Raw genomic sequence first — 13,522 nt, forward strand, 5'->3', positions numbered from 1 at the left:
TCCGACCATGAATCCGACCTCCTCCCCCACCCTGCCCTCGCTGCCCGCCATGCGCCTGGTGCGCCACAGCACCCGGGTGGCTCGCACGGTGGCCCGGGTGCTGATGCTGACGCTGCTGCTCGGTGTGCTCGCCCTGCTGGTGGCCCCCTGGCAGCAGAACATCACCGGCCACGGCCGTGTCACCGCCTACGCGCCGCTGGAGCGCCAGCAGACCCTCCAGGCCCCCGTCGCCGGACGCATCACCCGTTGGGCGGTACAGGAGGGCTCGCGTGTGAAGGAGGGAGAGCTCATCGTGGAGCTGTCCGACAATGATCCGGAGCTGATGACGCGGCTGCAAGAGCAGCGCGGCTCCATCGAGGCCCGCATCAACGCCGCCCAAAGCCAGATGCTGGCCTACGAGTCTCGCGTGGACGCGCTGCGCTCCTCGCGCCTGGCGGGCGTCGACGCGGCGGGCTCGCGCGTGCGCATGGTGCAGGAGCGCATCCGCTCCGCCGAGCAGTCGCTCGCCGCGGCGGAGGTGACGCGCGAGACGGCACGGCTCAACCTGGAGCGCCAGCGCACCCTGCACAAGGACGGCCTCACGGCCACCCGGGCCCTGGAAATCGCCCAGTTGGAGTACACCAAGGCGGGTACGGATACCGAGAGCGCGCGTGCCAGCCTGAACGCCGCCCGGAACGAACTGGCGGCGCTCAGCTCGGAGCGCCAGCGCATCCAGACGGACGCGGATGCCCTCGTCAACGACGGCCTCGCCAGGTACGAGTCCGCCAAGGCCGAGCTCGCCAAGGAGCGCATCGAGCTGGCCAGGCTCGACAGCACGCTCGCGCGCCAGTCGACCCAGCAGATCCGCGCCCCGCGCGCGGGCACCCTCCTGCGGCTCATGCCCCGGCAGGGCGCCGAGGTCGTCAAGGTGGGAGATCCGCTCGCGGTGCTGGTGCCCGACACGGACTCGATCGCCGTCGAGTTGCATGTCCCGGGCCGGGACGCCCCCCTCATCTCCCCCGGACGCCACGTGCGCTTGCAATTCGAGGGCTGGCCCGCCGTTCAGTTCGCGGGGTGGCCCTCGGTGGCGGTGGGCACCTTCGGCGGCACGGTGGCCTTCGTGGACGCCGCGGACGACGGCCGGGGCGGCTTCCGCATCGTCGTCGTGCCGGACGAGGGGGAGGCGTGGCCCTCGGGCCGCTTCCTGCGCCAGGGCGTGCGCGCCAATGGGTGGATCCTCCTGGACGAGGTCCGCCTGGGATACGAGATGTGGCGCCAGTTCAACGGCTTCCCCCCGTCCATCGCCACCTCCGAGCCGGACGCCTCCGGCAAGGACTCGTCCGGCGGCAAGGCCTCCGCGGGAGGTGCGTGATGAGCGCGCGCCACGCCTCCGGGAGCGTCCTGACCCTGCTGCTGGCGGTGAACCTGACGGCGCCGTCCACGCGCGCCGCGAGCCTGACCCCGCTCACGCTCCAGGAGGTGCTCGACTCCACGCGCGAGCGGCACCCGGGCGTGGCGGCGGCCCGGCAGGGACTGGCCACGGCGGACGCCGAGTTGCTGTCCGCCGAGGGAGGCTTCGACACCCTGGTGAAGGCGAAGGGGACATACGTGCCCTTCAGCTACTACCCCCACGAGCGGCTGGATGCGGTCGTCGAACAGCCCACGCCCCTGCTGGGCACGCGCCTGTTCGCGGGCTACCGCCTGGGCCGGGGGGACTTCCCCGTGTACTACGGCGGGTACGAGACGCTCTCGGATGGCGAGCTGCGCGCCGGTCTCGAGATTCCCCTCTGGCGCAACGGCACCATCGACAAGCGGCGGGCGAGCCTCTCCCAGGCGAGGCTGCGGCGGGAGATCGCCGGGTTCACGTTCACGGGCGAGCGGATCGAGCTGCAACGTCAAGCGGCCTACCATTACTGGGACTGGGTGGCCGCGGGACAGCAGCTGCGCATCGCCCATGACCAGTATGAACTGGCCGCCGCGCGCCATGACCAGCTCGCCCGCCGGGCGGAGGCAGGAGACATTCCACGAATCGAGCACACGGAGAACGAGCGCGTGCTCCTGGAGCGCGACGCGGACCGGATCGCCGCCCGGCGAGCGCTGGAGAAGACAGCCCTCAAGCTGTCGCTGTCCCTGCGGGATGCCCAGGGAGAGCCGTACGTCGTCCCCGCCTCCCGGCTGCCAGACGGACTGCCCGTGCCGGAAACGGCGCTCGAGGACTCCCTGGACGCGTGGCTCGAGCGGGCGCTGCGGGGGCGGCCAGAGCTGCGGGAACTGGCGCTCCAGCGCGACGTGCTCCAGGTGGACGCGGCCCTGGCGCGCAATCAGGCGGCCCCGGCGGTGGACCTGGGCCTGAGCGTGGCCCGGGACGTGGGGGCGGGGCCGGCCAATCTGAGACCCACCGAGTTCCAGGCCTCGCTCACGCTCGACATTCCCCTGCAGGCGCGGGCGGCGCGCGGACAGCGGCGCGCCGCCGAGGCGAAGCGAGCGGCGGTGGAGGCCAAGACCCGGCTAGCGCACGACAAGATCGCCACCGAGGTGCGTGACGCGGTCTCGGCCCTGCGGGCCGCCCATGAGCGGGTGGGGCTCGCCCGGAACGCCGCGGACGTGGCGCGGCGGCTGGCTCGAGCGGAATTCACGCGCTTCGAGCAAGGCGCCACCCACCTGCTGGTCGTCAACCAGCGGGAGCAGGCCGCGGCCGACGCCGAGCTCAAGGAGATCAAGGCCCTGATGGACTACCACCACGCGGTGGTGGACCTGCTCGCCGCCACGGCCACGATCGAGCCAGTATCGCCGTGAGTGGCCCTGAGCGAGGACATGGCGGGAGCGCGTCAGTCTCCGGACGAGGCGCCCTCGGACGCGCCGATTGTGCTCGCGGTGGCCTCGCCGACGAACGTGGCGATGCTCTGCGGATCGACATAGAACGACGCCTTGCCGTTCTGGGCCTGATAGCCGCCGCCGTAGCCGACGTTCAGGCTCGACGAGGTGCCGTACTTGGTGAATCTGGCCACGCGGCCGCTCGGCACGCTGACGTTGAGGGCTCGGTGCTGCGTGCTGGTGTTGACGACGACGAGCACGATCTTGCCGTCCGGCGTCGCGTACGCGGTCGCATAGACGTCCGAATACGGTTTCTCGGTGGCACCGATGCGCACGGAACCGGGCCGGACGAAGCGCGCGAACTGGGACATCACGTAACCGCGCTTGCTGACGCTGCCGTTCTCCGAGATCAGGCCGTAGCTGCGTCGGATGTACCACCAGATGTACCCGCTGTAGTTGGCCACCATGCTCTTGTGCAGTTCGCTTCCCACCTCCAATGCCGACGGCCAGACATTGCCATCGGTGTTGTCGGTGTAGTGCTCGGTCATCCACAGTTCCTTGCCCTTGCTCCGGGCCAGCGGATAGTCCTTCGGCTGCACGCCGTACAGGTGGCCGCCGACGATGTCCACGTGCTGGCTGGCGGTGGCGCTGTTGAGGATGGGATCGGTCACCGCCGGGTTGAAGTTCAGTGACTCGGAGGCCAACACCTTCAGCGTGCCGAACCTGGCGCCCTGGGCATTCAGGAAATTGACGAAGTCGGTCCCGCTCCACTCCGCCGACTCGTAGTCCGGGTGCCAGTCGGGCTCATTCTGCAACGAGATCGCGTACAGCGGCGCGTTGTTGTTGGCCATGTAGCTGGCGAAACCGAGCAGGTGCGTCGCATAGGCCTCGTAATACTGTGGCAGCAGTTTGCCGCCGTTGTTCAGGCTGTTGTTCGACTTCATGTAGGCGGGAGGCGTCCACGGCGACCCCAACAGGAGCACCCCCTTGGCATGCGCGCGCGCGGCCGAGGACACCTGCTGATTCCACCTGGAACTCGACGGATCGATGCGCATCCGCATGATCGACAGGCCGAGCTGGCCGGTGTCGCTGCCGAAGGCCAGATCGACCTGGGCCGGAGTCAGATCGTCGATCCATCCCGGGCCATTCATGCCGCCGAAGCCGCGAATGACCTGATGTGTTTTCGATGGATCGATGACGACGTCCTGCGCCGATGCGTTCGCACCGAAAAGACATGCGCCCATCAGAGGCAGGATCGCCCGTAGTACGAATGATGTTTTCATGTTATTCCCCGCGCTTGTGAGAAGAGCATTCGGTCCGATGGCCTGGAGTACCATCGAACCAGTAGCAGTCATGGGCGGCCGACCCCGGAACGCGGCGCCGGCCTGGGTGTGGACAAACTCGAATGACAGTTTCGCTGACGCCGTGGTCAGCAGGAGGAGTTGGTCTGGGTGAGCAGCCCGAGCCGATAGGGGAGCAGGTTGTAGTCACCACCCGCCGAGGGGTTCTTGCCCTGGTAGAGGTACTGCAAGCGGCACGGGTCGATCTCCATTGTCTGGTCGATGCCGGAGCGGATCATCTCTCCGTGGCTGATGTCGTTGGTCCAGGCACCCGACGGGAACGTGACGTTGTTCGCGCGCGCGAACGGGTTGCTCTCCGTTGACGCCAGCGGCGTCCACGAACCGGTGATGCCATTGGCGGTCCACGACCGGAAGTAGCGCTTGCCGTCACTGCCGATCGCCTCGACGATCAGCAGATAGGTGTTGGTGCCCTTGATCTTGTAGATGTTCGACGCCTCCCACAGCGCGTACTTGTTGGAGTCCTGCAACACCATCACGGTGTTGGTGAACCCATTGGGGAAGTTGGCCACCGTGGTCTGCGCGCGGTAGAGATGGCCGTTGTCGTCGGAGGAGAACAGGTAGCAGTTCAGGGTGTCGCAGACCACCCAGAAGTCCACCCAGTACCCGTTGCCGATGTTGCCACGAATGATGTCAGGCATCGAGCTCTGGAAGTTGCGCGGCGCCGACCACGTCTCGGGCCTCTCGATGTCGGTGGTGGTGGAGTACGACGGCAGACCGGTCTGGTAGACCAGATACCAGCGGTTCTGCGGCGCGAACCAGAACACCTGCGGCGCCGCGCGGTATCCGGGGCCGATCGCCGAGCGGTCCAGGTAGTACTGCGACGCCGAGGACGCCTGCGACCAGTCGGCGAAGCCGGTGTACATCATGTTGTAGTTGCCGGCCGAATTGGCGGTCGAGGCGAACACGTGCCACTTGTTGTTGTAGCGCACCACGGTCGGATCCTTGACCGCGACGATGTTGTGCGAAGCGTCGGACTTCGGGCCAATCAACACCCCGCTGGACGACCAGCGGAAACTTGATGGCAACCCGGCCGCGGTGGCCACCCCTTGGGTTGAGTCCGTGGACGGTCGACCCCCGGCGGAAGCCGCGGCGGTGGAGCTATTCAGGCAGAGAGTGGTTGCGGCGAGCGCCGCGTACCAGCGTGTTCCTCGCATTGGAGTCCCCATCGTCATCGTTAATGGGAATGGGCAAGCAGCCGCGATACCGGACGCCGCCCAACCCGGGTCAAAACATCCGCTCGATTGAACTTTACTCCTGGTCACCGTAGCGACGTCGCGGCCAACCAGTCAATGCTCGAACAACCCGGATTGTGAGCGCTCACATCGGATTGTTCACCAGTGGACGACACGTCAAAGACAGTGGGCCCAAAGAATTCCTTTACTCGTGGGGAGACGAGGTGTCGGTACGAGTTCTTTGACACCTTCTTGGTAGTTCTTTGACACCTTCCTGGCGCCCCAGAGCGTTGACCGGGGAGCGCGCCTGGCTTAGCGCCACGTGCAGCAGCACCAGAACGTCATCGACGCGGCCCGGCGCGCCGGTGTCGGCTGATCGGGTTCGCCAGCCGGTCGTTGAGGCTTCTGCTCCGACATCCGAAGCAACCAGCTGGACGAGACCAGCTCCGACCTCGAGACGCTGCTCGGGCGCGCGCCCACCCGGCTCCCGGAGGGGTTGCGCGAGGTCTTCGGGCTCTCGAGGTCAGACACCCGCTAACAGGTCAGACGGAAGGGAGCATCGGAACAAGGTGCCACGACCCGGCCGGGGCTCCGCCTGCAGCCGGCCCTGGTGCACTTCGAGGATGGAGCGACTGATGGACAGGCCCATGCCCAGTCCCGCCGGCTTGGTGGTGAAGAACGGCTCGAAGAGGCGCTTGCTCGCCTCCGGGCTCAAGCCCACGCCCGTGTCCTCCACCACCAGCTCCACGCGCCCCTCCGTCCGCTGGGTGCGCACCCACACCTGCCGCTCCCCGGGCGGGCACGGGTTCACCGCATCCAGCGCGTTGATGATCAGGTTGAGCACCACCTGTTGGAGCTGAACCCCATCTCCCCTCACGGGCAGCGAGGTATCCGCCAGTTGCAACGTGAGTGTGGCGCCCCGAAGCTGCGCATCATTGCCGGTCAGCTGCGCCACCTGGCGGACCAGCACATTGAAGTCATGGGAGACGAAGGGGCCCTGGTCCTTCTTCAGCAGCGCCCGCGTGCGGCGGATGATCTCTCCGGCCCGCTTGTCGTCGGCGATGATGTCATCGAGCATCTCTCGCAGCAGGGTGAGATCTGCCGGTGTGCGCTGCAGCAGCCGCCGAGCCGCCTCGGCGTTGGTGAGAATGGCCGACAGGGGCTGGTTCAGCTCATGGGCGATGGAGGCCCCCAGCTCACCCACCGCGGCGACCCGTTCCATGTGGGCCCGCTCGTCCCGGGCCCGGCGTGCATCCAGCTCGGCGCGTCTGCGCGGAGTCGCGTCCACCACCGTGACCACGGCGCCGCCGCCCGGCAGCTCCAGCCGCCGGGCGCGCAGCTCGAACCAGGTGTCCGCCCGAGGGCCCCGGAATTCCACCATGCCCTCATCCACCCGGCCCGAGAGCACGTCTTCCAGCAGCGTGGCCACCCCCGCCGTCTTGAGCTCACCTTCGTGCGCCAGCTTCTGGAGGGACTGCAGGTAGGAGCTGCCCGGGAAGAGGAGCCTCTGGGTGGACAACGCGCCCAGCCCCTCGCGCTGGGCCGAGGGGGCGCTGGCCCGAAGCACCGCGCCCTGCCTGTCCAGAATGGCCACCGCGCCCGGGAGCGAATCCAGCACGGCCAGGTTCAGCCGCTGGGCCCCCCTGCGCCCGCGCCGCTCCAGCAACAGCACGACGATGAGCGCCGCCTGGAGCAAGCCCGCCGCCACCACCGCGAGCACCCCCCAGCGGTAGCGCTCCCAGAGCTCGAGCTCGCGGAGGTCTCCCCTGCTGTCCGAGGGGAGCGCGCAGGCGGAGATGTCCCCGCGCTTGCTCTCCCCGGAGGGAAGCACCGTGTCGCCCGGCTCGGCGGCCGCGAGCGGGGTGGCCATCAGCCACAGCATCAAAACGCCCAGGGCGCGCATCCCCATTCTCCGTGCCGTGCAGGCCGCGACCTCCCTCCTGCCATCGCTCCCATCATTCCATCTCGTTTGCTCCAGGTCGAATTGACAGGTACGCGGAGTTGTTGATGGGGTGTCTTCCATTCGCGGACCAGACGAGGAGCTGCGTGGATGAGTGAGCCCGAGCAGGAGGAGCGCACGGCAGCCCCCGGGGAAGCCCGCACGGTCATCAGCCCGCGGCGAGGCCCCGCCCCCGCCGAGAGCGAGCGGCCCACGCCCCCCGCCACGGGGGGAGATGGCTTCCACATGGCTCCCGGGCGCACCCTGGCGGGCCGCTACACCGTGCTGGACGTCTTGGGTCGGGGTGGCATGGGCGTGGTGTTGGCCGCCTATGACGCGAGGCTGGATCGGCGCGTGGCCCTGAAGCTGGTGCACTCGCGCGAGGAGGGCCGCGGCGGCGATGGGTTGGCCCAGGTCCGCATGGTGCGTGAGGCGCAGAGCATGGCCCGCCTCAATCACCCCCACGTGGTGGCCGTCTATGACGCGGGGACGCTCGAGGATGGCTCCGTCTTCATTGCCATGGAGTACGTCCAGGGACAGACGTTGCGCAGCTGGTGCCAGCACACCCCGCCCCGGCCCTGGCGGAAGGTGATTGACGCCTATCTGGACGCGGGGCGCGGGCTGGCGGCCGCGCACGCGGCGGGACTCGTTCACCGCGACTTCAAGCCAGACAATGTCCTGGTCGGCGAGGACGGCCGGGTGCGCGTCACGGACTTTGGCCTGGCACGTACCGGGTCCGTCCCGGGCGACGCCGAGCAGCCCGTCACCGCCATTTCCAGCCTGGCGCTGCAGGCGCCGCTCACCCTGCCGGGCTCCGTGCTGGGGACGCCCGCGTACATGGCCCCGGAGCTGCTCCAAGGCCAGACAGCGAGCGTGCGCAGTGACGTGTATGCCTTTTGTGCCTCGCTCCATGAGGCGCTCCATGGGCGGGTCCCCTTCCCCATGGACTCGATGGCCTCGATCCTCCGTCTCAAGGAGCGCCAGCCGCCGGTTCCTCCCTCGGACTCGCAGGTGCCGGCCTGGGTCTCTCGCGCGGTCTTGCAGGGCCTGCACCCCGACCCACAGCAACGGCCTGACTCCTTGGAGCAGGTCTTGCGGCGGCTGGAGGACGATCCCGAGGTGCGGCGCCGCACCTGGCTGCGCATGGGCGGGCTGGCCGCGTCGGTGGCGCTGCTCGCGGGGCTGGCGGTCTGGACGTGGGGGCGCCAGCAGGGCCCCGGCTGCGAGAGTCTGGAGCGCCGCCTGGAAGACGTGTGGGACGCGCCGGTGAAGGCCCGCGTCACCCAGGCGCTGGAGGCCACGGGGCTGCCCTATGCGAAGGACACCGCGCGGCGCGTGGAGCGGCTGCTGGATGGGTACGCCCAGGCCTGGGTGAAGCAGCGGATCGAGGTGTGCCAGGTGGCGGCCGCGCACCCGGCGGAGGCATCGCGGTCCCAGCGCCTGGAGCTCCTGCGGGAGGCCTGCCTGGAACGGCGGCGCAGCCAGCTCCAGGCCTTCACCGGCCTGCTGGGGCGCGGGCCGGATCCGGAGCTCGTCGACAAGGCGGTGCCGGTGGCGCAGGCACTGCCGCCGCTGGAGTACTGCGCGGATGCCCAGGCACTGTTGGCGGCGGTGCCGCCTCCCGAGGATCCCCAGGTGCGCGCGCGGGTGGAGGCGCTACAGGCGCAGGTGGAGCCGCTGGCGGTGCTGCTCTCGGCGGGAAAGTACAAAGAGGGGTTGGCGCTGAGCGAGCAGTTGCTGTCCCAGGTGGAGCCGGTGGGTCATGCGCCCCTGCATGCGCGAGCCCTGCTGCTCCGGGCCCAGCTGCAAGAGGGCGCGGGCGACTACAAGGGCAGCGAGAGCACGGCGCTGCGGGCCATCTCCGAGGCGGCCAGGGGCAGGGATGCGGTGCTGGTGGCGCGAGCCTGGAACCTTCGGCTGCTGCTGGTGGGCCTCCGACAGGCCCGCCCCAAGGACGCCGAGTGGCTGGAGCCAATGGTGGAGACGGTGGTGGAGCTGGCGGGAGACGAGGCGACTCGCGCCGACTCGCTCCAGGTGCGCGGCCGGCTGCTGGAGAACGTGGGCCAGTTCAAGCAGGCCAGGGAGCACCATGAGCGCGTCTTGTCCCTTCGAGAGAAGCTCTACGGAAAGAGCCACCTCCAGGTGGCCCTGGCGCTCACGGATCTGGGCAACGTGCTCCGGAGCATGGGCCAGTACGCGGAGGCGAAGGAGCGGCTCGAACGCGCCCTGGCCATTCAGCGGGACACGGTGGGGCCCACGCACGTGTCGGTCGCCCACGCGCTCGCCACCCTGGGCATCGTGTTCAAGGAGCTGGGCCAGTTCGATGAGGCCCGGGCCCGACACGAACGCGCCCTGAACATCGTGGAGGATGCCCTGGGCCCCGATCATCTCCAGACGGCAACCCTGCTCAGCAATCTGGGAAATGTGCTCCTGGACCAGGGAAGATACGAGGAGGCCCGGGCCCGGCATGAGCGCGGCCTGGCCATCCTGGAGAAGGCGCTGGGCCCCGCTCACCCCAACGTCTCCAAGGTGATCGCCAGTCTGGGCATCGATCTGGCGGGCCTGGGCCGGTATGAAGACGCGCGGCTGCGGTTCGAGCGCGCGCTGGCCATTCAGGAGAAGACCTTTGGGCCCGAGCACCCGGATGTGGCGGCCATGCTCATCAACCTGGGGGGAGTGCTCGCGGACCTGGGCCGGTATGAAGAGGCCAAGGCCCGGCTGGAGCGCGCGCTGGCGGTGCTGGAGAAGGCGCTGGGTCCCCAGCTCCCGAGGCTCTCCATCCCACTCACCCTGCTGGGCCGGGCCCTCACGCGTCTGGGCCGGTATGAGGAGGCGCAGCGGCAGTTGGATCGCGCACTGGCCCTGCAACAACAGCCGGAAGAGCACGCCGGACTGGTAGAGCCGCTCACCGGGCTGGGGTTGCTCCAACTGGCGCGCGGCAAGCCCGCGGCCGCCGTGCCATTGCTCGAGCGGGCCTTGCGGCTCGCGCCGGAGGAGGCGGCCACGGAGACGCGGTTCGTGCTGGCCCAGGCCCTCTGGGAGTCGAAGCAGGAGCGCCCTCGCGCCCTCGAGCTGGCCACCCGAGCCCAGAAGGACTGGCAACGCCGCGACAATGCCCCCCGGCTGGCCGAAGTGTCCCAGTGGTTGGCTTCACGACGGTGAGCCCAGCCGCTCCAGCAGCCGCACCAGCTCTGGCACCGAGTCCACCGCCAGCTTCTCCATGGCACGGCTGCGCTGCAGGCGCACGGTCTGCTCGGCGGTGCCCAGCTCGGCGGCGATCTGCTTGTTGATCAGCCCCCGCGCCACCCACTGGCAGACCTCCCTCTCGCGGGGCGACAGCGTGGAGAAGCGGACCCGCAGCGCCTCGAGTTCCTGCTCGGAGGCGACCGCCTCCCGGTCCCGTGCCAACGCCCGCTCCACCGCTTCCAGCAGTTCCGCCATGCCGACTGGCTTGGGCAGGAAGTCCACGGCACCGGCCTTCATGGCCTTCACCGCCGCCGGCACATCCCCGTGTCCGCTGATGAAGACGATGGGCTGCTTCCACCCCGCGCGCCGCAGCTCCTCCTGGAGTTCCAGCCCGTTGAGCTCCGGCATGCGCAGGTCCAGCACCACGCACCCCGGACGCCGTCCGGGTTTTCGCTCCAGCACCTGTCGCGGGTGGTCGAAGCTCTCGACCTCGTACCCTTCCAGCTGAAACATGCGCGAGAGGCTGCGCAGCACCGAGGGATCGTCATCCACGACGAACACCGTGGAACGCTCTTGGCTCGAAAGACCGTGCAACGTGGTGGCCCCTTGGTCGTACCAAACGGCACACGCTACCACGCCCGATGGGGACCCACTCAGGCTACCGGCGCCCCCGTCCCCCGCCACCTCGTCCTCGAGAAGGCGCACCCGACCCACGCGCAGGCCCTCCCTTGCGCGCACCTGACCGGCCCCCGGGGCGAGCCGCATCGCGGGGTCCACTCCGTCCCGGGCCTCCCGCGGCCCGAGGTGCCTTCCCCTCCGCCTTCCCCTTTCCACGAGGCGCCGCGCCCCGGCCGAAGCCGCGCTCGCGCGACTCTTCCCGCCCCTTGGCCCGGCCCGTGCCCCGAGAGGCCCCTCCGCCCCGGCCCGGGGCCTCACGGCGGCTGGATTCCCCTCCCCTTCGCTCCGCTCGCTCCTCGCGCCCAGCCCCCTTCGCACGGGCGGGACGGGCCGGCGCCTTTTCGGCCGCACGGGGGCGCGGGGCGTCCAGCGCGTCCAGCAACTCGTCGTCCCCCTTCCGGGCCCGGAACGCCTCCAGCGCCTCGAGGTAGACGGGCTCCTTCCGGGGCACCTCGGTGCGCGGCAGGCTCATCCGGGTGATGCGCTCGATGGCGGCCACCGTCTCCGCGTCCCGCTCGGTGACGAACGTCGACGCGCGCCCACTCGCGCCCGCTCGCGCCGTGCGGCCGATGCGGTGCACGTAGTCCTCGGGCGAGTGCGGCAGGTCGAAGTTGATGACGTGGCCGATGTCCTCCACGTCCAGCCCGCGCGAGGCAATGTCCGTGGCCACCAGACACCGGTACTGCCCCTTGCGGAAGCCCTCGAGCGCCTGACGGCGCTGTCCCTGGGTGCGATCGGAGTGGATGAGGGCGGCCTTGTGGCCCGCCTCCTTGAGATAGCCCTGTACCTTCTCGGCGCGCTCGCGGGTACGGGTGAAGACGATGGCGCTGAGCTGATCCCTCGCGAGCAGCGTGAGCAGGAGGGGGTACTTCTCCTCGGACTTCACGTCGTACAGCCGCTGCACGGCGCGCGCGGCGGGCGTGCCGCTCGGAGTGACTTCCACCCGGACGGGCTTGCGCAGCACCTCCTGGGCGAAGCGCGTCACGTTGTGGCTCAGGGTGGCGGAGAACAGGAGCGTCTGGCGCTCGCGGGGCAGCGCGGCGAGGATCTTCTCCAACTCGGGCATGAAGCCCATCTCCAGCATGCGGTCCGCCTCGTCCAGCACGAGCATGCGCACGGTGGAGAGGTTCACCATGCCCGCCTGGAGCAGGTCCGCCAGCCGGCCCGGGGTGGCGAGCACCAGGGACGGGTGCTGACGGAGCGCCTCGGTCTGGGCCGTCGCGTCCGTGCCACCGATGACGACCGCCTGGGAGAGGCCCCGGGGCTGGCCGAAGAAGGTGGCCTCGTCGGCGATCTGCTGGACGAGCTCGCGCGTGGGGGCGAGCACCAGTCCGGCCGGGCCAGGAGCCCCCACCAGACGCTCGACGAGGGGCAGGAGGTAGGCGGCGGTCTTGCCGGTGCCGGTGGCGGCGCAGCCGATGACGTCCCGCCCGGCGAGCGCCGGAGGGATGGCCTGGGCCTGGATGGGGGTGGGCGAGGCGAAGCGGGCACGCCGCACCGCATCGAGCGATTCATCGGAGAGGCCGAGGGTCTTGAAGGAAGAGCTCACCCGGACGGGCTATCACACCCGGGCGCGAGGGGCGATGCATGCCTCGCGGCTCCCCCCATAGACTCGCCACATGCCCGACGAATACCGCTTCCACGTGGATGGCCGCATTCCCGTACTCAAGCTGCACGTCGAACCCCGGCCCGCGCCGGCCGTCCTCGTCCTGCACGGGCTGGGAGCCAACGCGGACGTCCAGCGGGGGGAGCTGAACCTGCTCGCCCACGGGGGCTTCAGCGCGGTGGGGGTGGATGCCCCGCACCACGGGGCCCGGCGCGATGCGTGGTTGGATGAAATGGAGCAGCTCGGCCCTTCCGAGTCCCATGCACGCCTGCTGCATGCCATCCGCGAGGCCGCCCGGGATGTGTCCCGCGTCATCGACCACGTGGTGTACGAGGGCCATGGCCCCATCGGGCTCGTGGGCATCTCGTTCGGGGCGTACACCGCGCTGGCGGTGGCCATGGAGGACTCGAGGGTCCAGGCCACCGTGTCCCTGCTCGGCTCGCCGGACTGGACGCCTCGGGAGGGACCCATCACCGAGGAGATTGGCGAGCTGATGCGCCACGCGCCCGTCCACCGTCCGTGGGACTGCGCGCGCAATCCCCTGCTGATGGTGAACGCGGGCCGGGATGGCATCGTCCCGCCACACCGGGCGAGAGACTTCGCCCAGACGCTCTGGCAGGGACTGCCTGGCTGGGGCTCCCACGTCGAGTACTTCGAGTACCCAGAGTCGGACCACATGATGCGACAACAGGATTGGGAGGACAGCTGGGAACGGACGCTGGGCTTCCTCCGGCGTCATCTCCATCGCGGGTGACTCGTTTCCGCACCCCATGGAAACTCGAAATTC

The 13,522-nt window shown here is 69.6% G+C and carries 9 protein-coding genes; 4 read left to right on the forward strand and 5 right to left on the reverse strand.

The genetic code is table 11. From position 1 onward, the window contains the following. Positions 1–7: 7 nt before the first annotated feature. Together CYFUS_RS34050 and CYFUS_RS34055 are read left to right on the forward strand one after the other, a co-directional pair. Positions 8–1,351, forward strand: a complete 1,344-nt coding sequence (locus CYFUS_RS34050) for an HlyD family secretion protein (protein ID WP_095989018.1) — start codon at positions 8–10, stop codon at positions 1,349–1,351. Continuing rightward, entirely contained in the window at positions 1,351–2,775 is a 1,425-nt protein-coding gene (locus CYFUS_RS34055; protein ID WP_095989019.1) for a TolC family protein, read from the forward strand. Before CYFUS_RS34050 ends, CYFUS_RS34055 begins: the two co-directional genes overlap by 1 nt. Positions 2,776–2,807: 32 nt before the next feature. Here the strand turns inward: CYFUS_RS34055 and CYFUS_RS34060 are convergent, their stop codons facing one another. From CYFUS_RS34060 to CYFUS_RS53215, 3 genes are all read right to left on the reverse strand, one after another. Further along, entirely contained in the window at positions 2,808–4,076 is a 1,269-nt protein-coding gene (locus tag CYFUS_RS34060) for a glycoside hydrolase family 30 beta sandwich domain-containing protein (RefSeq protein WP_095989020.1), read from the reverse strand. A 146-nt stretch (positions 4,077–4,222) separates the two neighbouring features. After that, positions 4,223–5,179: a non-reducing end alpha-L-arabinofuranosidase family hydrolase gene (locus tag CYFUS_RS34065; RefSeq protein ID WP_095992398.1), complete on the reverse strand. Its 957-nt coding sequence runs from the start codon at positions 5,177–5,179 to the stop codon at positions 4,223–4,225. Positions 5,180–5,849: 670 nt separating this feature from the next. Further along, positions 5,850–7,229 (reverse strand): sensor histidine kinase, encoded by a 1,380-nt coding sequence (locus CYFUS_RS53215; protein ID WP_232536966.1) that lies wholly within the window; start codon positions 7,227–7,229, stop codon positions 5,850–5,852. A gap of 147 nt (positions 7,230–7,376) precedes the next feature. On the opposite strand from CYFUS_RS53215, the gene CYFUS_RS54110 reads away from it, so the two are divergent. Further along, entirely contained in the window at positions 7,377–10,427 is a 3,051-nt protein-coding gene (locus CYFUS_RS54110; RefSeq protein ID WP_095989021.1) for a serine/threonine-protein kinase, read from the forward strand. Here the strand turns inward: CYFUS_RS54110 and CYFUS_RS34085 are convergent. After that, positions 10,416–11,012, reverse strand: coding sequence for a response regulator transcription factor (locus CYFUS_RS34085; RefSeq protein ID WP_095989022.1), 597 nt, complete (start codon positions 11,010–11,012; stop codon positions 10,416–10,418). The two genes, CYFUS_RS54110 and CYFUS_RS34085, sit on opposite strands and share 12 nt — an antisense overlap. Positions 11,013–11,109: 97 nt before the next feature. Then, entirely contained in the window at positions 11,110–12,678 is a 1,569-nt protein-coding gene (locus tag CYFUS_RS34090) for a DEAD/DEAH box helicase (protein WP_095989023.1), read from the reverse strand. 70 nt (positions 12,679–12,748) lie between these two features. Here CYFUS_RS34090 and CYFUS_RS34095 point away from each other — a divergent pair, with 70 nt between their 5' ends. Continuing rightward, positions 12,749–13,489 (forward strand): alpha/beta hydrolase family protein, encoded by a 741-nt coding sequence (locus CYFUS_RS34095; RefSeq protein WP_095989024.1) that lies wholly within the window; start codon positions 12,749–12,751, stop codon positions 13,487–13,489. Positions 13,490–13,522: the final 33 nt, after the last annotated feature.

Origin of the sequence: Cystobacter fuscus (genome assembly GCF_002305875.1) — a bacterium.
GTDB lineage: Bacteria > Myxococcota > Myxococcia > Myxococcales > Myxococcaceae > Cystobacter > Cystobacter fuscus_A.

Bases quoted from the DNA above. Each gene is read 5' to 3' on its own strand.
- CYFUS_RS34060 (WP_095989020.1), bottom strand. From the start codon at position 4,076: ATGAAAACATCATTCGTACTACGGGCGATCCTGCCTCTGATGGGCGCA.
- CYFUS_RS34095 (WP_095989024.1), top strand. From the start codon at position 12,749: ATGCCCGACGAATACCGCTTCCACGTGGATGGCCGCATTCCCGTACTC.
- CYFUS_RS54110 (WP_095989021.1), top strand. From the start codon at position 7,377: ATGAGTGAGCCCGAGCAGGAGGAGCGCACGGCAGCCCCCGGGGAAGCC.
- CYFUS_RS34055 (WP_095989019.1), top strand. From the start codon at position 1,351: ATGAGCGCGCGCCACGCCTCCGGGAGCGTCCTGACCCTGCTGCTGGCG.
- CYFUS_RS34050 (WP_095989018.1), top strand. From the start codon at position 8: ATGAATCCGACCTCCTCCCCCACCCTGCCCTCGCTGCCCGCCATGCGC.
- CYFUS_RS53215 (WP_232536966.1), bottom strand. From the start codon at position 7,229: ATGCGCGCCCTGGGCGTTTTGATGCTGTGGCTGATGGCCACCCCGCTC.